Raw genomic sequence first — 21121 nt, 5'->3', positions numbered from 1 at the left:
GTAAATTGCGGAAACAATAAATTGGATTCAGCTCTTTGGTAAAGAGCTGAATCCAAGTGGGAACTCTTTCAAGTATCAGATCATTATTCGAAAACTTCAATCTCATTGTAGAAGGTGTCGCGTTCAACGGGAATACGGCCCGCACCTTTTACAAGCCAGATCAGTTCTTTACGAGTCAGCCCTGCAGGTGTAAGCGCACCAGCAGCGTGGCTGATCTGTTCACGTACAATCGTACCATGCACATCAGAAGCACCAAAGCTGAGTGCTACTTGCGTTAATTGAGGACCAATATTAATAAAATAGGCTTTCACATGATCGATGTTATCAAGCATGAGTCTAGATATCGCGATGGTTTTAAGATCTTCATAGGCTGAGTTACGGCGCATAATACCGGCATTTTTACTTTTCGGCTGCATCGAGAGCGGAATAAAGACCATAAATCCACCCGTTTCATCTTGGAGCTCACGAATTTGAAGCATATGCTGAATTCGATCTTCGTAGGATTCAACAGAACCATAAAGCATGGTTGTGTGTGTCTTCATACCAAGCTGATGAGCTGTCCGGTGGACTTCGAGGTAGCGATCAACATTGGCTTTGGTTACTTTCATTTTCTGACGATATTCATCAGATAGAATTTCTGCCCCGCCACCTGTGAGGGATTGGAGTCCTGCGTTTTGCAGTTCTTGCAAAACTTCTTTGACACTGAGGCCGCTAATTCGTGTGAAGAAGTCAATTTCAGCTGCCGTATACGCTTTAAGCGTAACATTCGGATATTTTTCGTTCAGAGCGCGCAGGGAATCAACATAATACTCGAATGGCACATGAGGATTATGTCCACCAACAATGTGGAACTCCCTAACACCAGGATGGATGTGCTGTTCTACATAGTCAATCATCTCTTGTCCGGAAAGAGTATAAGATCCTTCTTCCCCCTGGTCTTTTCTGAAGTTACAAAATGCACAGCGTGCTTCACATACATTCGTAAAATACAAACTCATATTTTCGATGAAATATACTTTTTTACCGTTTTTGCGAAGATTTGCTTCATTGGCAAGTTGTCCGATCGTAAGAAGATCATCGCTCTCATAAAGATAAACACCGTCTTCCAGTGTCAAACGCTGTCCATTCTGTACTTTTTCGACGATGGCAGCCATTTTGGTATCTGTAAATGGTGTGATTAATGTAGACATGCTAATTCCTCCTGAGTCATGACTTTATGTTTTCCATAATAAAATGATTCAAAGACCAAACGGTAGTCATGTTAAGAATGTGAAAAAAGTTACAACTAAAATTACGGCTACAAAAGCAGATTTTTGTGACAATTCTTCGACATTTCCATGTACAATTCCCTACTATTATAAACCTCACATCCGAGCGGTTCAATACATAGGTGTAAAAAGCTTGTTTACTTAGGGCCTTTATTCCATGTTCATCTCTTGAGGTAGGAGAACAGGTGGAGTATAATTCTACATAAGATATAGGAATTCAACTTATTTTTACGTCACTTTGAACGTGAGATGATTGAATCTTATTAGATAGAAGGAGGTATGACCGATGATTACCATTAGTGATACAGCAGCAGAGCGTTTGAAAGAGATGCTCGAGCAACAAGAAACACCAAATATGTTTTTGCGTCTTGGCGTAGCACCCGGTGGCTGTACCGGATTTTCATATGCAATGGGATTTGACGATAACGAAACAGATCAAGATGTATTTATGACGATTCAGGATATGAAGGTAGTTGTGGAGAAAGACAGTCTTCGTCTGTTAGAAGGTCTGGAAATCGACTTTGAAGAATCCGGTATGACCGGGGGATTCACGATTCATAACCCGAACGCGATTGCCACTTGTGGCTGCGGATCTTCTTTCCGTACGGCAACAGATGCAGGCAAACCAAACGAAGAGCCTTGCTAAAAGCGGTTTTCATACAATAAAAATTTCATATTGGTTTTAAAATGTGTAGGACAATACCTCCTGAACCTGAGTATAGCGAAAGTGATGCTTAGTTCAGGAGGTTTTTTGTTTTTTTATGAATGATTTAGACTCATCATAATGATCGTACTCACCGATATCTTTTATATAAGCAGGTCTTTGTACATAGAAAAAGGGGATAATATGATGGCGAATAACATAAATAGGGTCCTACGAACTATCCTTGTCATGCTGATTATTTGTGCAGTTCTATTGATTCTGGTGAAAAAGGTAGTTGAACCTGTATTTTCGGATTACATTGCACAGCCCATCTCAGAACATATAGTAAAAAAAGCTTCAGATTACTTAGAGTTTCCGCCCTCATCTGTGGCGCTTAGCGAGTTTAAACAGGAAGCACTGGATAATGATTGGTATGATTCAGAAGGTCAGTTAATCGTGGAGTATAAGCAGCTTCCAAATGCTACAGAAGGAACGATTACGGTATCGTACACTGAGACGTTTTTGAGCTTTATGAGACTAAGCTCTTCTTCCAATAAGGTGGTTTATTATCAGGAACCTTATACTACGGAATTTCTTGTTTCGACAGAAGATGGGGATATAGAGCAGATTACGACTGAATATGCAGATGGTACAGATACGGATCAGCCTGAAAAGACCGATGAGTTTACTACAGAGAGTGAAACCGTAGAGAGTGAAGCCGTAATAGCAATAGAAGAAACTGCGCCGCTACTGAACGTATTCTCGCAAGAAACAGAACAACCCAGCAAGGACAGCGCAGAGGCAATTTTGACGAATGCAGAAACTTCTACCGAAGTGCCTTCCGAAGAACATGGTGTTGCTTTATATGTAGATGGTTCCTATTTTGATGCTTTTTTAAATAAACAGGATGCGTTACAGCTTGCCGCTTTTGTCGAAAATGCAACAATTATCGATTTGGTCACGAGTCGTGTCGTGTGGGAGAGTAAATAATAGGGTTCTTATCGTACCTAACACCTATGATCCATCCACTGGATGGACTCTAGGTGTTTTTTTATATTGTTTTATTATACAAAGGTTTATTCAAGGATAAGAAAATATTATCCCAGGATTGCAGGTTTATTCCCCTTTTTATTTTTTTATATCAGATCCATTATTAAAGTAACTCCAGTTGGTCATTTTACAGCCGTACGGAGAGGAGGGAATAAGCAGGAAATGCCACATTTACGGAGGCGGTCATTAGTATTGTAGATAATCTAGTAAACGCTTTCAAAAAAAACGTCCTACATCGCTCGTATTCAATCCTCATGCAGGTACTTCTTTAAAAAATTCAATTCACACCCACGCTAAATTTCCGATAACAACCTACCAAATCTATGAACGGCTTCAGAGGTTAACTTAATTTACAAATTTAATAACTTGATAGAGGTGAAAAAAATGAATTCATTTTTGAGGAAAAAAGAAACCAAATGGATTAATTTCTTCCTTGCATTTATCTTAATTTTCACACCCTTGGTCCAACCTTCTTATGCTCATGCGGAAGAAGGAATAACATCTGCTTCATCTGCCCCTGTCACAACTTCAGCGGATGATGCTATTTCTGAAAGTGAATTGCCAAGCGAAAGTATAGTGCCGGATGAAAGTGGAGTACCACCAAGTGAAACTGAAGTTACTGATGAAAGTGAAGTCACTGTTGAAGATGAAGTTCTTGATGAAGAAGTTGATATGACCGCTCCTCAGCATCTAAGATTGGCAGAAGATGGTCTGAGGCATAATACAGCTAAAATCGAGTGGGATTTCCGGGAAGATGTCGAGGATAACGACATTCAAATCTATAATGCGGATACAAATGCCTGGATCACATGGGGAAGTTATTACACGCGAACCCTTACCGGACTGAATCCGGAAACTACATACCGGATCTACATTACTTGGAACGGCGATGCGGGGAACAAAAGTGATATTCTAGAGTTCACAACTCCTGCGGATACAAGTGAATATCCGGATACACCGCTCACACCACCGAGCTCATTAACGCTTAGTGATGTTTCGTCTGATGCGGTGAACCTCAGCTGGGGAGCAAGCCCTGGAGCAACCGGATATGATGTCTATGTAAATGGAGGATGGGTCGGTGGAACTTGGAACGAACAGGATACATTGTATGAGTACAAACCTGACGGTGGACTCACCCAAGGAAAGACATACAAGTTTGAAGTTGCTGCTCAGAAGACAGATTACCCTGTCTCAAAGAACAGCAATGCCGTAACGATCACATGGGGGGAGCTGGTTGCTCCTAAAGGACTTAGTGTCATTACTGCTACGAGGTCGGAGGTAAGTCTTGGCTGGGCGCCTGTCCCTGGAGCTGCGGAGTATGAGGTATACCAGAACGGAGTTCAGATCGGAACGACTGCAGACGTTCGTTATGTTGCAGATCATGCAGCGGAAGGACAAAAGTATGAATACTACGTTATTGCCAAAAACAGTCTTTGGACATCAGAAGCAAGTGGCAGAGTTTCTGCGGTACCTGGAAGCAGCTACAGCCATGTGTCTTATTTTCCTGCCTGGGCTGTATATCCCGATGGACGTAATTTTCAGCCTGAAGATGTAGCCGTTACAAAGCTTACTCATGTCAATTATGCTTTTGCAGATCTTTGCTGGAAAGGCATCAATAGTAAAGGAGAGCCTTGTCAGGATGCAGCCATTCCACTCCAATCAGATTATGTGTTTGATGGGGAGATGATTATCGGTGATAAGGAGAAAGACATCCAAAATTTCAATCGCTTTAATGCAAAAAAATCGGAAAATCCGGACTTCAAAATGATGATATCTGTTGGCGGTTGGTCCTGGTCAGATTATTTCTCATTGATGGCGAACTCCGAAGTTACTCGTCGGGCTTTTGCGAACTCTGCAGTAGATTTCCTGAGAGCATACGATTTAGATGGGCTCGACATTGACTGGGAGTATCCAGTAGAGGGCGGGGAAGACAATAATTCACGCGGTCCGGAGGATACGGAAAATTTCACACTTCTCATGAAAACTGCTCGTGAAGCTTTGGATGCAGCGGGTGCTGAAGACGGCAAGTATTATTTACTAACGATTGCATCAGCACAAGGAGATAATTTCGTGGTAAATGCGGATTTGCAAAACTCCGTCACTTACCTTGATTTCATCAATATTATGACCTATGACTACAGCGGAACGTGGGAACAATTAGCGAATCACAATGCGCCGCTGTATTATGATCGTAATCTTCCTAAAAGTTCTGCTCCTCGTAACAATGTGCTGGGTGCTTTACTCGGTCATTTAAACGGAGGTGTTCCTGAGTACAAGTTGTTAGCAGGCGTACCATATTACGGTAAAGGCTGGTCTGATTGTCCTTCGCCAGGAGAATATGCAGTATGTACTGGCGCTCCGCCGAAAGGATCTTGGGAAGCCGGCATCTATGACTTTACGGATATCGAGAACAACTATGTGAATAAAAATGGATACATTCAAACGTGGAATGAGGCAGCCAAAGTATCTTACGTATACAATCCAGAGACGAAGATATTCTTAACTTATAATGATGAAACCACAATGAAATATACAGCTTCCATGGTTAGATCACTGGATATTGCCGGTTCAATGAACTGGGATGTAACAAGTGATCGCAGTCATACACTAATTAATGAACTGGCCTCCAATCTTCCAATGGACGGGTCTGTGAATACAGAAGAGCTTAAGGCTCCAACGAATGTTAGCTTTGAAAAAGTAGAAGATCAGAAGTACCAAATGCATTGGAACACTGTGCCAGGGGCGACCCATTACGAAGTATTTATAGACAATGAATATATCGGGGCAACGGAGAAAAATAGCTATACCATTTCTGTAGATGCAAGCAAAGATCATGTGGTACGGCTGCTCGCAACAAAGAGATCGGGCGATTCCGTGGAAAAAGTATCGAATTTTATAACTCAAAAAGTAAAAGTGACTTCCCCTGGATCTGACCCGCAGCCGAATCCAAATCCTAACACCAACACAAGCCCATCTACTCCTGTTACTGTAACGCCAGCTCCACCAGCACAGGAACTGGGGACAAATCAGCTAGAGACGAAAGTGGTCATGGATGGAAGTACAGCAAAAATTACAGTCGTTACAGATCAGGCTCTAAAAACCATCCGTAAAGCAGCGGAAACGAACTTTAGGGTGATCGTAAAAACCAATACGGATCAGAATGAAGTTACACTTCCGCAAGCAATAATTGAAGAAATCCGTAAGAAATCTGCATCAGCAAAACTGATCTTGGTCATTAACGGAGCGGAACAACATATTCCTGTGTCCCTATTATCAAAAGCAGGGGATAGCAGAGTAATGGTTTCAGCAATTTCCGAAACAGAGGATAAGGGACTAAATGCTTGGCTTAAAGACCTGAGGACTGTGAATAAGCCAATGCACCTGAAGGTAGAGCACATGAAAGCTCAAGGAACAGCAGAGGAGGTCAGTAGATTCGGCACCTTTTATATCAGCGAACTCATTACACTGGATGCAAAAGAAGTAGATAAGAAAAAACTGAGCGGGTTCGTTTATCTTCAAAGTACGAATGAAATTCGTCCTGTACCGACATTGGTAACGAGCTCTGCTAATGGCAAGGTTATGGTAGAGATGAAGAAAACAGCAAGCGGTATTTACTTCTTGGCACAAAGCAGCAGTATATTCACAGGTTCAGTCTCGAAGTGGGCAGGGGAAGATGTGGAACAGGCTTTGATGAAGCAGATTCTTCTGTCTGATGTAAAAGGCAGTATTCAAGGTAAAGAAACGATTTCACGCGAAGAGGTCATTTCTATTCTCGTAAGAGGTCTAGGGCTCCTTCCAAATGCAAACGACACTAACTTCATTGATGTAACTAAGGGATCAAAGTATGAGAAAGAGATTGCTGCCGCCAAAGCAGCATCCCTTGTAAAAGGAAAAACGGATGGTACATTTAATGGAAAAGCGGATATCACTCGTCAAGAGCTTGCGGTGATCATAGTGAATGTACTTCATTATGCAGGTAAGCACGAAGAGGCTGACGCAGCTTCCCTTGCACCATTTAAGGACCGTGGAGATATTTCACCTTATGCCCAGACGTCCGTAGCACTGCTTGTTGAAAAGAAACTGCTGAATGGAGTATCTTCGAGTCAGCTGGCTCCACATAAAAAGGTAACGAAAGAAGAAGCCGTTGTCATTCTGATGAGAACACTTCGTTATTTGCAACTGTCTAATTAAATTTATTATGGATTACAAGGAAAGGCTGTCACCATCACTACAGAGATGGTGACAGCCTTTCTGTATTTTTTACCTGCATCATAAAAAAACAAATAGTATATCGATAATCCGTGATTTTATGTCAACAAGAAGCGCAGGATGTGTTAGCATAGCATTACAGACTATTTTGTAATATATTTCCTATATAGATACACAAAAGAAATAGAAGAGGTGTAACCATCGTGATTGAAATGGAACGAATCCATCATGTGAGTTTGGCTGTTCGAGACTTAACGAGGGCTCATCAGTTCTATTCTGAAAAATTACAATTAAAACAGATAACGCGGCCTCCTTTTGATTCAACAGGAGTTTGGTATGCGATCGGAGAAGGGTATCAGCTGCATCTATTGCAACACCCCACAGGAGAGACACTTCGGATCAGCGGCGTGGATACAACTGACGGACACTTCGCTGTGTGGGTAAAAAGTTATGAAAAGACAAAACATTGGCTTGAATCAGTAGGAATCCCCTACGAAGCAAGACCAAACAGTGTGGCTGGATTTGCCCAAATTTTCATACTCGATCCTGATCAGAACATCATTGAATTTGATGCACCCTATTCATCCTAACCTGTAAGTAATAAAAAACGACTACATTACAACGGATAACTGCTTCGTGTCGTGTAGTCGTATCTATATATTAAACCTCGGTTTGAAATATAACGGTATCTCTGGAGTAATGGTGTTCCATCCCATCCTCACTTCTAACTCGAACCTGATCATTAGAAAACATTTCTACATATCCGCGAGCGATTTCGCAATATACGCCTGCGGAATCTTCCTGCCAGACGGAAACGACGGTTTGAGATAAGGCGGCGGTAAAAAACTCTATGTTTTTTTGCAGCGTTCTAGATTTGTTAGAATTCATCGTATCCTCCTTCTATTAGGTGTTAATTACGTTCTAATGCCCTAAAGAGAGCTGACGTAAACACTTTACCTTCTCTCTACTCTATTGTAAAGCATTCGATAGAATTTGGCAGATTCGTGCTCGAAACTTTATGAATTCTTCATTCTATCTATGATATATATATGCAACTGAATGGAAGATTTTACATGATATTTACATAAATTTAACATAGGGCTGATGATTGACTCTTTTAAGAAGGTTTACAATAGAATAAGCTACTACAATGATTCTTACTGTGAGGGGTCTTATGAAAAAAGAGAATGTGATTCTAGAAAACAGGACGGAACGTGAAGTATATTCTTATTTGAATCGAGATTTAAGCTGGCTCGAGTTCAACCGAAGAGTACTTCAGGAAGCACAAAATGTGGATACACCTCTATTAGAACGTGTTCGTTTTTTATCCATTGTTACCTCGAATCTAGATGAATTTATGAGTGTGCGGGTTGCCGAAACGAGAGAGAAGATAAAGGCAGAGCTGATGAAAAAAGATTTTTCGGGTTACACACCAACGGGTCTATACAAACGATTAATGAAGCGGATCTCTAAGATGATTCAGGAACAGTACCGCTCCTATCGGGATCTCATGAGACAGCTCTCCAAAAAAGGCATTGTATTTATGGAGTATACAGATCTGAATGCAACCCAGCAGAAGGCAATGGAGCAATATTATCATGACATTGTTTTTCCTGTGCTAACACCTATGGCTGTAGATCAAAGCAGACCTTTTCCCCTTGTGCATCATAAGTTTGTTTATCTCGCTGTCGTCTTGCGGAAAGAAGGAGACGCAAATGAATTTTATTTTGCTATCGTCCAAGTCCCTTCCAATATTCCAAGAGTGATTCAGGTTCCACTCCGTTCGAACAGTAAGAAAAAATCATTTATCCTTACCGAAGAGCTGATAAAACATCATATTCATACGCTGTTCAGCGGGTACATACCAGAGTCGGTTCATGGCTTTCGGTTAACCCGAAATTCGGATCTTTATATTAATGAAGAAGAAGTAGAAGATTTACTGGAAGAAATAGAAAAAGAGCTAAGACGCCGCCGGCGGGGAGCTCCGGTATGCCTTGAAGTGGAGGAGGGCATTCACCCGAATGCGCTTGCGTACTTAAAGCATGAATTCGGTATTAAAGACGACCAGATGTTTGAGATTCAGGGTCCGCTGGATCTTGGGTTTCTAGGCAGTTTTGTTGACCAGCTTGAAGGATACAATCATTTAAAATATCCGAATCTGAAACCGGTATATCCAGAAATTTTTCATACGGACGAAAGCTTTTTTAAAATTTTACGCAGACAAGATGTTCTCTTATACCATCCCTATGAATCTTTTGATGCGGTGACAGATTTTCTGGAAGAAGCAGCAGAAGATCCAGATGTAATGGCGATCAAAATGACGTTATATCGGGTCAATGGAGACTCACGGTTAATTCCTGCATTGGCACATGCTGCGGAGATGGGGAAACAGGTCACCGTCGTCGTAGAACTCAAAGCAAGATTTGATGAAGAACGAAATATAGCTTGGGCCAGAGAACTTGAAAAAGCCGGCTGCCACGTAGTTTATGGCTTATTAGGTCTCAAAACGCATGCGAAAATCATTCTAATTGTACGCAGAGAACAAGATACACTTCGCAGATATGTTCATGTAGGCACGGGTAACTATAACGCGAACACGGCACGGATCTATACGGATATCGGGTTATTAACCTCGAGTCCACAGATTGGTGAAGATGTTTCACAGGTATTTAATGAGATTACCGGTTATTCAGAAGCTCAGGGGCTGGGTGAAATTCACCTCGCACCAGAGGGTCTGAAAAATAAATTGTTTGAGATGATCCAGCGAGAAGCAGTAAATGCCAAGAACGGCAAACCGGCAAGAATGATTGCCAAGGTGAACTCTCTTTCTAATCAGGAAATGATTGATGAACTATATGCAGCTTCACAAGCAGGAGTACAAATTCAGCTTATCGTTAGAGGGGTTTGCTGCCTGCGTCCGGGCCTTGAAGGGATCAGCGAGAATATACGAGTTATCAGTATTGTCGATCGTTTCTTAGAGCATTCGCGTATATTCTACTTTGAGAATGGAGGAGACTTCGAAGTTTATTTATCGAGTGCAGACTGGATGACAAGAAATCTGGATCGCCGGATCGAACTCATGTGCCCGGTTAATGACCGCAAATTAAAAGAAATACTGGTGAATACGCTGGAACTTTCGCTTCAAGACAATGTAAAGGCCCGCCTGTTATTATCTAACGGAACCTATGTCCCGGTGAATAACAAGGAGCCTTTACTTCGGAGTCAATTTGAGGCGATTCAGATTAAGACTTGGAAGAAATCGAGATAGTCCAATATAAGTGTATTTTCCAAGCTTTTTCTACTTCTTTTTTTATGTCTTCCATTTCTTTCTGTTCCATAGACGGCATTCTGCGGCAAGTTAAATGTAGCTGCAGGAAGTCGTCCTTTTTGTCTATTGTCATCGATTCTACGGCAGTTCCTCCGTTTCCATACAAGGCAGAAGCAAGTTTTAGCAGTGAACCAAGGCGAATAATTCGTTTATAGTCTTCTGAATATAAGATGTCTTGATGAAAATCGATCTCAGCAGGAGTACGGCCTTTTGGATGATAGTCGGCTATGATGGCAGTGATGATCGTTTCACGGTGGCTAAGGCCCCATACTCCGTGATTCTTAATCCAGTAGAGTGAGTGCTGGCTTGCTTTATGATGCTGAATTTGTTCCCCAATGCGATACAGCATGGAGGAGGCATACATAATTCTGCTGTCGGATACCGAAGCTTCCCCTTCAAGCATCTGATACAGCTGCTGCATACAGGAATGGACTTGGTTCATATGCCCTGCGGGGGCAATGGAATGAAAATGAAGCAGATTCCAAATACTTTTTGTTAATACTTCCTGTTTCATGTAATCAGGATAGTCTTTTTGCATGAGTTCATAGAAGAGCCCATCCCGAAGCCCTGCTCCACTGACGATGTAATGTGTAGATTCCAACCAGTCGAAGATCGTTTGCAACAAAATTACACCAGGTATGATCAGGTCAGCCCGGTCTTTTGATAAGCCGGGTGTTTTTTTTCGTTGATCTGAAGGAATATAAGGAAGGGTATTATAAAATACGCGAATATCTTCCGGTTCCATTCGGTAATTGTGCATGACGGGAAGAGAATATTCTTGTTTTTTCTGTACCATCTTAGCTAGAGAACGAACCGTGCCTCCAAGACCAACCAGTGTAAGACCTGGATGCTGCTGTGTCCAATCGTGTTCTTTTAAAAAGGTATGTATGGAACTACGAAAATCGTCTACCATCTCACGACTCCAGTGAGTAGAAGTTCCATAGCGGGCATGCGCATTTACAGCACCGTATGGAATAGAAAGACTTTCCTCATATTGCCCGTTTAGAAAAAGAGTAATCTCCGTACTTCCTCCGCCGATATCAATAATAAATCCGTCAGATAAGGAAATGGACTCAATGACACCCAGAAAGCCGAGGCGCCCTTCATCTTCGCCAGAGATCAGTTGGATTTCAAGACCAGTTTCTTCCTTAATCCACTTCGTTATGTCGCCGCTATTCTGTGCATTGCGTATCGCCGCTGTAGCGGCTGCTCTGACATGAGTTACTTGGTAGCTTGCACATATATCCTGATAACTGCGAAGTACCGGCAGAATAGAGCTGATTGCTTCATAGCTGATCGTCCCGTCCGTATTTACCTTTTGACTCAGTCTTGCCGCATACTTTTTCTCAAATAAAACCCGGTAGGCTCCCATATTCAGCACTTCATAGATTACAAGTCTGATGGAGTTTGATCCGATATCAATGATTCCCATACGCTCCGACATAGGTAGCACAGCTCCTTCTTTCCTCGTTTTTGTTATTGTAACCGAAAAAGAGATATACGAAAAAACCACCTCTCTCTTATTTGGAGAAGATGGTTCCCTGTGATCCAATGCTTAAGCGCTAACTAACTTAATGGCTTCTATAATAATTACGGTAAAAAGAATGGAAAAGCCAATACAGCCGATTCCAAATCCGATATGTTTTTTATCACGAATAAACTTAATGCCGGTGATAAAGGTGAGGAGGGTGACCGCCACGAGTACGATGGCCATGGCAAAATAGGCAACCCCATAAAAACTTTCAATAAATTGAGCCACGAAGTAATAAGCTCCTTTCCTAATCGTAATCTACCTCTTAATATAGCCTATCTTTGGTAAAAATCCCAATTCTCTTTTCCCTCATAAAAAGGCGTTTCTATAAGGACAGACATACAAGAGAAGAAAGAGTTACAGAAATATATATATATGAGGACTCGATCTGACTTCATTTTTTATGTTCTGAAGGAGGGAAACGTATGAATCGAACTATTGGAAGTAAGTGGATCAAAACAGAAGTTCTTCAGACAAATCCTTATATCGCAAATCATATCCCAGAAACAGCGATATTTACCGAGCAACATTTGAAAGATATGTTACAGAAATATGGAATGGTATTTGTTAAGCCTGTGCATGGCGGGGGTGGGAACGGAGTTATCCGTGTGAGTAAAGAGGGAGAGAAATATTCCTTTACGAAAATGTCTCATACGTATAGCTTCTCTAACTATAAATCGATGTATCGTTCACTTGCAAAAAATAAATTGAGAAGAACTTATCTTATTCAGCAAGGCATTACTTTGGCTCGTATGAAGGGACGTCCTATTGACTACCGAGTAAAATTTGTGAAGAAAGAGACAGAGTGGAAGATTACAGCCATGCTTGGAAGGCATGCTCGAAAAGGTCTCGTCATAACCAATGTATGTAAAGGAGGAACGCTTCTGAAATGCCGGGAGGCTTTACGTCGTTCCTTACCTCATATTGATGCGAGAGTGAAACAGCAAGAGATGCGTAAACTTACACGGACCTGCACCGTACTTCTAGAAGAAAGGTTCCCAGGCATTGGTGAACTTGGCTTTGACTATGGGCTCGATCACTCCGGTAAAATATGGATTCTGGAAGTGAACACGAGACCGCAATGATTTGATAAAAAAGTGATTAGGGAAGATAATTAATGGTTAATAAGTTCGGGTGTTTCTTTTTTTCTAGTCATTTCACTTTGAATCTAGCTAATTTCTCTAATAATAATTAAAATATATTTTTTTGGAAAATGACTTTATTGTCCTGTGTATAAATTTTGTCCACATATCCTTCCTTTTAGAACTTCGGATTTTTCTATTTATTAACAAACTATACACAGGATTTCCACATTTGGTTGTGGATAACAGAACGCTTGTTCTACTTTTTGATCTTTGATAGAATAGAGACGAGGAAAATAAAGAAAGGTTGTGTCGGAGATGGCTATGCTTTCAGATGAGATGTTGCTCGATTCTTATCACATGGCAATCGAGCTTCAGCTTGAACGCGATTTCATCGAGTTATTATTAGGTGAGATCCTCAGGCGTGAACTGAACACCGACGTCCCTGCCATTTTTCATTAGAGATCCTCGTGGTTTGACGGTCTAATATGACCTTGCACTTCCCATGTTTCTACAGCATAGGAAGACTGCGTCAGACAGTGAGGACAGAACATGAGGTGAATGCAGTAGCCTTTAGCTTCTGGTATCGTAAGATAATCGGAAGATGACACATATGGGCTGTAAGGCCCGGCGTAATCTTCCGTTAATCCGTAATCCACGATAGGCTCACCACAGGTGGGGCAAGGTTGTGCAGCAGGTATATTAAGACCGTTACATAGTGGGCACATATAAGACAAAGGGTATCCCTCCTGAATGGTTGTCAGGAGTAAGATACCCTTTTTTATTGGTGTATTATTCTTCAATTATCATTTAACTAAATATTACATTTTCATATTGCTGCTGTGTCCAGGAGATAATTTGGCACTCGGGTCCACATATACTTTGGCATTATTGACCGCTGTAGGTGCTTCACCGAAGCCGACAGCAATCAGTTTTAGTTTGCCTTCGTATGTGGTAATATCGCCCGCTGCAAATATGCCAGGTATGCTTGTCTCCATTCGAGTGTCAACAACGATGGAGTTACCTTGAATATCAATTCCCCATTCAGCAATAGGACCAAGAGAAGAGATGAAACCAAAGTTTACAATGACATCATCGACTTCGATTTCTTGTGTTTCTTTGGTTTTTACATGAGAGAGAGTAACTTTTGTAATGCGATCTTCTCCGTGCAGCTCAGCGATTTCGGTAGGAGTGATCACATTTACTTTGGAAGCCATCAGATTCTCAACACTATGTTCGTGTGCACGGAATTTGTCTCGGCGGTGGATTAGTGTAACTTGTTCAGCAATGGGCTCAAGCATAAGTGCCCAGTCAACAGCCGAGTCGCCGCCGCCGCTGATCAGCACTTTTTTACCTGCGAAACGGCTCAAGTCACTTACAAAATAATGAAGATTTGCTTTTTCGAAACGTGCTGCGCCCTCTAGATCCAGTCTGCGTGGTTCGAAAGCGCCTACACCTGCTGTAATAATGATGGATTTTGCATGATGAACATCTTTGTCTGTCGTAACAACGAAGTGCCGTTCTTCTTTTTTCTCTACAGAAATGACTTTTTCTTCAAGTCTAATGTCTGTATCAAAACGATCCATTTGTGTGAGGAGATTATTCACCAGTTCTCCTGCTGTAATTTTAGGGAAGCCGGCTACATCATAAATGAATTTCTCCGGGTATAAAGCGGCAAGCTGGCCTCCCAGTTGAGGCATACTTTCCACAATTTTTACAGATGCCTGACGCATACCGCCATAAAAAGCAGCAAACATTCCGGAAGGACCACCGCCGATAATGAGTAAATCGGTCATCTCGTAAGTAGTTTCAGATGCAGAGGTCGTCATTTTATAGAACACACCTTTCTCTATATGTTATTGTGAATCAATAACGTCACGGATATCCACGAGATTGTCGATTCTTAAGTTTAAAGTCATTTTCATTATAGACACTACCGCAATTTGTTGCAAAGGTGACTTCCATTCTGTTTTACCTGTATTTAAAGTAGTTGTTCATTATTTTACACCTATAAAAGGGTATATTTTCACTTGCTATTTTAAGGTTGTATCGCTATCATTTTTGTTGCGTGAATTTTTTCTTGATTTTTACGTATTTTCCGTTTATTTTATAAAGTTTTGAAACCTCATGACATAACATGTCGTTTTAATGAATAGGGATAGAACTATCTTTGTCTTTAGGTGGATCGTAATCAATTTTTATAAGTTGGGATTATAGGATGCCTAAGCAATCCTTACTTGGAAATTATCGCTTTCACGCGTTAATTTCATGCTATATTCTTAGGCCTTTTATTAATGAGTTGAATGATTTTGGAGGGGTAGGCGCATGAGTAACATTCCTAAGATCGTCATCCTTGGCGCAGGCTATGGCGGTATATTAACCGCACAGCGACTTCAAAAGGAACTGAACTACAATGAAGCAGATGTCACGCTTGTAAACAGGCATGACTACCACTACATAACAACGCATCTGCACATGCCAGCTGCTGGAACGGATACTATTGATCATGCAAGGGTACCCATTTCTAAGCTGATTGACGAGTTCAAGATCGATCTTGTGAAATCTGCTGTAAAAGATATTAGGCCGCACGAGAAAAAAGTAATACTGGAAGACGGCACCTTATCGTATGATATTTTGGTCGTCAGTCTAGGCGGAGAACCCGAGACATTTGGGATTCCCGGGATGAAAGAACATGCAATGACGATTCGCAGTATTAATTCCGTAAGATTAATTCGAGAACATATTGAATACCAGTTTGCTTGTTATAAAAATGACAACGTAGCAAGCCGTCTGCGATTTGTGGTTGGAGGAGCTGGTTTTAGCGGAGTAGAATTTGTATCTGAACTGGCAGACCGCTTACCTCGTCTATGCAAAGAGTTTGATGTAGATCCAGAAAAAGTTGAACTCTATAATGTCGAGGCAGCTCCCACGGCGCTTCCCGGCTTTGATAAAGAACTAGTAGAGTATGCTATGGATGTACTAAAGAATAAAGGGATTATTCTTCGAATCGGCGTGCCGATCAAAGAGTGTTTTGCCGGTGGTGTCATCATTGGAGATGGCGAACGAATTGAAGCCTCTACCGTGGTGTGGACGGGGGGAATTCGAGGTAACAAGCTGATCGAGAATGCCGGATTTGAGGTGACACGCGGACGTGTCAAAGTAGATGAGTATTTGAGAGCGCCAGGTTACGATCATATTTACATTATAGGAGACAGCTCACTCGTACTAAACAAGGATGGCCGCCCTTATCCACCGACGGCTCAAATTGCTATGCAGCAAGGGGTTAATTGTGCGAAAAATATAGCCCTTTCGATTCGCGGGAAACAGCTGAGCAAGTTCACATTTAGCCACAAAGGAACGGTCGCTTCACTCGGTAAAGGGGAAGCCATAGCGATTGTGAACGGGAAGAAGTGGAAGGGATGGAAAGCAGCACAGCTGAAAAAAGCAGTGGATATTCGCTATCTATATGTGATTGGCGGTATACCGCTTGTACTCCAAAAAGGAAGGTTCTTTTAAACCATGAGACATTGCAGTGTACAGGTAAGAGGACTACTCAAAAGAGATGAACTGGATCGATATCATGCCTTAATGGAAGTTGGCAGTTATCTCGAAGAGCAGGAAAAGTATGATCTATCCTATATCGTGCAAAAGGAAATCGACATTTTGATATTACCCGCTATTGAAAGATTAAAAGAAAAAGGTCGGGACCGGGATCGGGCCACGGCTGAATTCCTGGAATCCTTAAAAAAGCTTGAAGAAGAGAATGACTAAACGAATAAACATGCAAAAAAGGATGCCGCATAAGGGCATCCTTTTTATTATATGAGCTCATTTACATTATACTTTTAACATACTTTCGAAAGATTCCGGATTCAGCAGGCTACCTACGTAGAAAGAACCGAATTCTCCGTAACGTGCGCTAACTTCATCAAAACGCATCTCGTACACCAGCTTTTTGAACTGAAGAGCATCATCGGCGAAGAGAGTAACGCCCCATTCCCAATCATCGAAACCAACAGAACCGGTAATGATTTGTTTTACTTTGCCTGCATAGCTGCGTCCAATCAGACCATGACTTCTCATCATCGCTTTACGCTCGTCCATAGAGAGCATGTACCAGTTATCGCTTAGTTCACGCTTTTTATTCATTGGATAGAAACAAATATATTGTCTTTTTGGAAGAATTGGCTTCAGACGTGCTACAATTTCTGGATTTTGCATCGGATCAGCATCTTTACCAGCGAGGTAATTACTCAGTTCTACTACACTGACATAAGAGTAAGCTTTGGTCGTAAAACGAGCAAAAGTCGTTTTGTTAAATGCATTTTCAAGTGCATTCAAGTCTTCCAAAGATTCACGTAAATGCATCATTACAAAATCAGCTTTTTGGCCGATGATCGTATATACGGCTGAGCTGCCGTTCCCAGCTTCTTCAACAGAAGTCCACTCTTGTAAAAATTCTTGCAGATCGTCTAAAGCAACAGCGCGTGCTTCCTCATCAGCAGAACGCCAAGCGGCCCAGTTAATGGATCGGAAATCATGAAGAGCATACCAGCCTTCCAGAGTCGATGCAGCTTCGTTCATTTGTTTCACTCCTATATGATATTAAATTTTGTATATCAGATTATTTCATCTATCAAATCAATGACTCTATTGTATCAAAGGCGGAAGGAGCAGGGCAAATGAAGATCTCATTAAAAGTCGGTATACGCTTGCGGAACCTAGAAAGTTCATTGCCGAGACACCTATTTTCGGTTACACTATTTATTATCTGTTATGGATGGTAGTTCATGATTTGGTAGAAAGAAGGAGGATGTAAGCGAATGCAGTTTTTACCTGTGCTCGTGCTTATGATCTTGTTTTTTGTTATGATGTTTGGAATCGGCTTTATTTTGAATATGCTCATGAAAACGACTTGGTTTCCTGCTTATCTATTTATCATTGTCCTTATACCCATTGTCATTTTCTCCATGTGGGATCGAAGCAGCAGTTTCGGTACACATCTGAGTTCTTATGGACCTGTTGATTATTTAATCGGACTCAGCGGTGTGGCAGGTGCGATTCTTAGTGGATGGACGATCCAAAAGCTGCGTTTAGGCGGCTACAAAATGTTTTGATTTTACAATATTATATCTAGGTGTATACTGGCCCTCTTTTCATATCTTGAGAAGAGGGTTTTGTCATGAAACGCTTTCCTTTTCATAGAATAGTAGAGTACAATGAAACACCCTATTTCAAAAACAGAGGGAATGCGAACATTTGTCAGATAAGAGGGAATAGCGGAAAGATTAAGCAGGGATTTTGGCTATATTTGAAGATTTAAGCCGGCCCTTTTTATGATAGAATAGAGTTCACTACAAATCGGAGAGAAGGAGTAATGAGCAATGCGCGTGAAGAATATGCTTCACTTTACAGAAAATCATCGTTACTGCGTTTTCCGTGAGTTTGGCCTTAGCAGCCTGGACGAACGGATGCTCAGCTCTGCCTATCAGCCGATGGTAGGCGCGTTTGCCATCAGTCTGTACCATTTGCTGTTTCAGCATGTAAGAGCTGATCAGATTGGTTATTCAGGGATGGAACAGCAACGTAAATTATTTCTGACTTTGGGAATAGATCCAAGTGAAAAGGGGCGGTCGTTCCTGATGGAACAAACTTCCAAACTGGAAGCGGTCGGTCTTTTACAAACATCACGGGTGTATGTACCAGAGACAGATGAATATACCTATGAATATGAGCTTAGTCCACCGCTTTCGCCTGGAGAGTTTTTCAGGACACAGCATTTGACTTTGCTTCTCAGAGATCGAATTGGCAAGTTTGCCGTGCTGGCTTTGCGGTCCCAGTTGTGGACAGAAGACGCCCCGGATCTTGGAATGCCTGCTATGAATAAAGAAAATATTTCGGTCCCTTTTTACGAGATTTTCGAGCTGAATACGCATGTAATTGATTATGAGCTTGAACAAGCTTTGTCCGAAGTATCCAGCGGCAGAGCCGATCAAGCGATTGTTTCTGTACCGGAAGAAAGCAAACTGAACTATTCAGATATTATTCTTCGGTTCCCGAAGGAATCCGTAAATCGTCGTCATGTGGAACATCTTAGATTTGATACCGAACAGCTGGGGATTATTAATTATGTAGTCCATAAATATAGCCTAGGTGTTCAAGATGTATGCAGATTGCTTGATGAAGATGGTGTGTTTAATCAGCAGGGCGAGGTCATTCTAGATCGACTTCAGCAACTGGCGAGTCAAACATTCCGGCAAGGGAAGAAACGGAAAGAAGAACAAAGTATCCATGCAGCCAAAGTGGTTAATCTTCGTCAGGTAGCGCAGAGTGAACCAAGCGATGAACTGCCTGTTGAACATGTCGTTGAAATGGAGTACTATCTGGAGGTTCCACCTCAATTTGCGACCAAATGTGATATTCATCAATATAATATGATGCTTAGGAACGAGCCTTATTTACGTCTATTACAAACGTTCTTCCCAGGTTCTGTTCCGGATAATTTGATTGATATTTTTGAGAAGGTTGATCTGAGCTATAAGCTGCCAGCAGAAGTGATCAATGTACTGATCCATTATCTGATGACGATGCTTGTAACAGGTAGCGATCAGCGAATCAATCGTAATTTTGTGGAAGCTATAGCTTCAAATATGCTGCTAAAACAAGTTTATACTTATGAAAAAGCAGTTCAATATATTCGGGATCAAGCGAAAATAAAAGGGAACAAAGAAAAAACGGGAGCTGGAGAACGGACTTCTAAACCAAGCCGTCCTCGTTCATATCAACAGCAGACAAGATCAAAACCCGAAATTCCTATTGTTCAAGATACAGGCAACACGGATGTAGTAAGTGAGGAAGAACTGGAGGAAATGATTCGTTTTGCAGAGGAAATGCAGGCGAAACGAACTACTTTTTCTTGAGTTTCGGTTAGGTACGCTTGGCGGAGCTGAGCGAGTTTAATTAACAATCTAAGAAGAAAGGTGGGCGCAAACTATACCTATGGAATCTTTAGGCCCCATTTTGCAACAGTTGAATCCATCCTTTCGTCAGCAATCAAAGCGCATTGAAGATCAGGTTAAAGCAGATCCCTATGTGCAAAAATTCAGGGAAGAACATCCTGAAGTGGATGATATGAAGTTTAAGCTCTCATTAAGTAAATTTTATCAATACGCCAAAGACCGTAATCATTGTGCTAATTGTCCGGGACTTGCGAATTGCCCCAATGATTTTCAGGGTCATTATTCCAAACTTTCGGTTGAATATTTTAATGGACAACCTGAAATTATAGATAAGAAGACACCTTGTTCTCTACAGCTGAAAAGCGATCATGACAAGCAGGTGAAAGAGCGAATCCGCAGTTTCTATGTGGATGAGCGTACTTTAAGTGAAGGATATAATGTCGCAGAGATTTTACGTAAAGATCTCCAGCGTGCTCCTGCTGTGAATAAAGTGTTCCGTTATATTAATGATACGAAGCAAAATGGTTTATCTCCAGAAGGGCTTTACCTGGAAGGAAGTTTTGGAACAGGGAAGACATTTTTAATGGGGTATTTGCTTCATGAACTTGCTCTTCTTGGTTATACGGGTGTGATCGTCTACATGCCTGATTTTGTGGAAGATCTGAAATCCATGATTCAGGAAGGACAGAAGCTAAAAGAAACAACGGAAATGTTAAAAAATTGTGATTTGCTCATTTTCGATGATATCGGGGCAGAGAACTTAAGTCCATGGGTACGCGATCATGTTCTGGGGTCCATTTTAAACTACCGAATGAACCGTAAACCAACGTTCTATACCTCCAATTACAGTTTGGAAAGTTTGGAACAACATCTGAGTTTTACAAGCAAGGATGGGGAAGAGAGACACAAAGGGCAACGACTCATGGACCGTATCCGGCCTTTTGTTGAAGTTGTTCCTGTACGTGGAGAGAATCAGCGGGGAAAACATCGAGGATAAAGTTAGATAAGACAGTGGAACTTTCTTTTTGAAAAACTGAATAATAAATCGCTC

Annotated in this window: 19 protein-coding genes; 12 read left to right on the top strand and 7 right to left on the bottom strand. The window is 41.5% G+C overall.

Annotated elements, in window-relative coordinates:
- Positions 1-83: 83 nt before the first annotated feature.
- Positions 84-1190 carry an aminofutalosine synthase MqnE gene (gene mqnE / locus KJS58_RS16605; RefSeq protein WP_213534066.1) on the bottom strand — a complete coding sequence of 369 codons (1107 nt, stop codon included), beginning with the start codon at positions 1188-1190 and terminating at the stop codon, positions 84-86.
- 364 nt (positions 1191-1554) lie between these two features.
- Between mqnE and KJS58_RS16600 the strand changes: the two genes are divergently transcribed.
- The 4 genes from KJS58_RS16600 (at position 1555) to KJS58_RS16585 (ending at position 7760) form a co-directional block, all read left to right on the top strand.
- Complete coding sequence (locus tag KJS58_RS16600; protein ID WP_191801981.1) at positions 1555-1914, top strand: HesB/IscA family protein; 360 nt, start codon at positions 1555-1557, stop codon at positions 1912-1914.
- A gap of 246 nt (positions 1915-2160) precedes the next feature.
- Positions 2161-2901 (top strand): hypothetical protein, encoded by a 741-nt coding sequence (locus tag KJS58_RS16595; protein WP_213534064.1) that lies wholly within the window; start codon positions 2161-2163, stop codon positions 2899-2901.
- 456 nt (positions 2902-3357) lie between these two features.
- Positions 3358-7152 carry a glycosyl hydrolase family 18 protein gene (locus tag KJS58_RS16590; RefSeq protein WP_249717469.1) on the top strand — a complete coding sequence of 1265 codons (3795 nt, stop codon included), beginning with the start codon at positions 3358-3360 and terminating at the stop codon, positions 7150-7152.
- A 230-nt stretch (positions 7153-7382) separates the two neighbouring features.
- A complete protein-coding gene (locus tag KJS58_RS16585; protein WP_374705829.1) occupies positions 7383-7760 on the top strand; it encodes a VOC family protein in 378 nt (125 codons plus the stop codon).
- A gap of 70 nt (positions 7761-7830) precedes the next feature.
- Here KJS58_RS16585 and KJS58_RS16580 read toward each other — a convergent pair whose 3' ends face one another.
- On the bottom strand, positions 7831-8058 hold the full coding sequence (locus tag KJS58_RS16580) for a hypothetical protein (RefSeq protein ID WP_160034799.1): 228 nt from the start codon (positions 8056-8058) through the stop codon (positions 7831-7833).
- 286 nt (positions 8059-8344) lie between these two features.
- Here KJS58_RS16580 and ppk1 point away from each other — a divergent pair, with 286 nt between their 5' ends.
- The gene (ppk1, locus tag KJS58_RS16575) at positions 8345-10438 is read left to right on the top strand and encodes a polyphosphate kinase 1 (protein ID WP_249717466.1); all 2094 of its coding nucleotides are present in this window, start codon (positions 8345-8347) and stop codon (positions 10436-10438) included.
- On the opposite strand, the gene KJS58_RS16570 is transcribed toward ppk1, so the two are convergent.
- Together KJS58_RS16570 and KJS58_RS16565 are read right to left on the bottom strand one after the other, a co-directional pair.
- Complete coding sequence (locus KJS58_RS16570; RefSeq protein ID WP_213534058.1) at positions 10413-11942, bottom strand: Ppx/GppA phosphatase family protein; 1530 nt, start codon at positions 11940-11942, stop codon at positions 10413-10415. The genes ppk1 and KJS58_RS16570 overlap by 26 nt on opposite strands.
- 111 nt (positions 11943-12053) lie before the next feature.
- A complete protein-coding gene (locus KJS58_RS16565; RefSeq protein WP_213534056.1) occupies positions 12054-12257 on the bottom strand; it encodes a hypothetical protein in 204 nt (67 codons plus the stop codon).
- Positions 12258-12454: 197 nt separating this feature from the next.
- Here KJS58_RS16565 and KJS58_RS16560 point away from each other — a divergent pair, with 197 nt between their 5' ends.
- On the top strand, positions 12455-13114 hold the full coding sequence (locus KJS58_RS16560) for a YheC/YheD family protein (protein ID WP_213534055.1): 660 nt from the start codon (positions 12455-12457) through the stop codon (positions 13112-13114).
- A 315-nt stretch (positions 13115-13429) separates the two neighbouring features.
- Complete coding sequence (sda, locus tag KJS58_RS16555; protein WP_160034807.1) at positions 13430-13573, top strand: sporulation histidine kinase inhibitor Sda; 144 nt, start codon at positions 13430-13432, stop codon at positions 13571-13573.
- On the opposite strand, the gene KJS58_RS16550 is transcribed toward sda, so the two are convergent.
- Both KJS58_RS16550 and KJS58_RS16545 read right to left on the bottom strand, forming a co-directional pair.
- Positions 13570-13848: a hypothetical protein gene (locus KJS58_RS16550; RefSeq protein WP_213534054.1), complete on the bottom strand. Its 279-nt coding sequence runs from the start codon at positions 13846-13848 to the stop codon at positions 13570-13572. The two genes, sda and KJS58_RS16550, sit on opposite strands and share 4 nt — an antisense overlap.
- A gap of 84 nt (positions 13849-13932) precedes the next feature.
- On the bottom strand, positions 13933-14940 hold the full coding sequence (locus tag KJS58_RS16545) for an NAD(P)/FAD-dependent oxidoreductase (protein WP_213534053.1): 1008 nt from the start codon (positions 14938-14940) through the stop codon (positions 13933-13935).
- Positions 14941-15436: 496 nt separating this feature from the next.
- Here KJS58_RS16545 and KJS58_RS16540 point away from each other — a divergent pair, with 496 nt between their 5' ends.
- Together KJS58_RS16540 and KJS58_RS16535 are read left to right on the top strand one after the other, a co-directional pair.
- A complete protein-coding gene (locus KJS58_RS16540; RefSeq protein WP_213534052.1) occupies positions 15437-16627 on the top strand; it encodes an NAD(P)/FAD-dependent oxidoreductase in 1191 nt (396 codons plus the stop codon).
- 3 nt (positions 16628-16630) lie between these two features.
- Complete coding sequence (locus KJS58_RS16535; RefSeq protein ID WP_160034815.1) at positions 16631-16882, top strand: hypothetical protein; 252 nt, start codon at positions 16631-16633, stop codon at positions 16880-16882.
- Positions 16883-16948: 66 nt separating this feature from the next.
- Here the strand turns inward: KJS58_RS16535 and hemQ are convergent, their stop codons facing one another.
- Positions 16949-17695 carry a hydrogen peroxide-dependent heme synthase gene (gene hemQ, locus KJS58_RS16530; RefSeq protein WP_213534050.1) on the bottom strand — a complete coding sequence of 249 codons (747 nt, stop codon included), beginning with the start codon at positions 17693-17695 and terminating at the stop codon, positions 16949-16951.
- A gap of 239 nt (positions 17696-17934) precedes the next feature.
- Between hemQ and KJS58_RS16525 the strand changes: the two genes are divergently transcribed.
- The 3 genes from KJS58_RS16525 (at position 17935) to dnaI (ending at position 21067) form a co-directional block, all read left to right on the top strand.
- Positions 17935-18228, top strand: a complete 294-nt coding sequence (locus tag KJS58_RS16525; RefSeq protein WP_213534048.1) for a YuiB family protein — start codon at positions 17935-17937, stop codon at positions 18226-18228.
- Positions 18229-18495: 267 nt separating this feature from the next.
- Positions 18496-20031 carry a DnaD domain protein gene (locus KJS58_RS16520; RefSeq protein ID WP_213534046.1) on the top strand — a complete coding sequence of 512 codons (1536 nt, stop codon included), beginning with the start codon at positions 18496-18498 and terminating at the stop codon, positions 20029-20031.
- A 79-nt stretch (positions 20032-20110) separates the two neighbouring features.
- Complete coding sequence (gene dnaI, locus KJS58_RS16515) at positions 20111-21067, top strand: primosomal protein DnaI (RefSeq protein ID WP_213534044.1); 957 nt, start codon at positions 20111-20113, stop codon at positions 21065-21067.
- Positions 21068-21121 lie beyond the last annotated feature (54 nt).

Origin of the sequence: Paenibacillus sp. J45TS6 (assembly GCF_018403285.1) — a bacterium.
GTDB lineage: Bacteria > Bacillota > Bacilli > Paenibacillales > Paenibacillaceae > Paenibacillus.
Note: the sequence above shows the minus strand (reverse complement) of the source record. Positions and strands in the feature narration are given on the sequence as shown.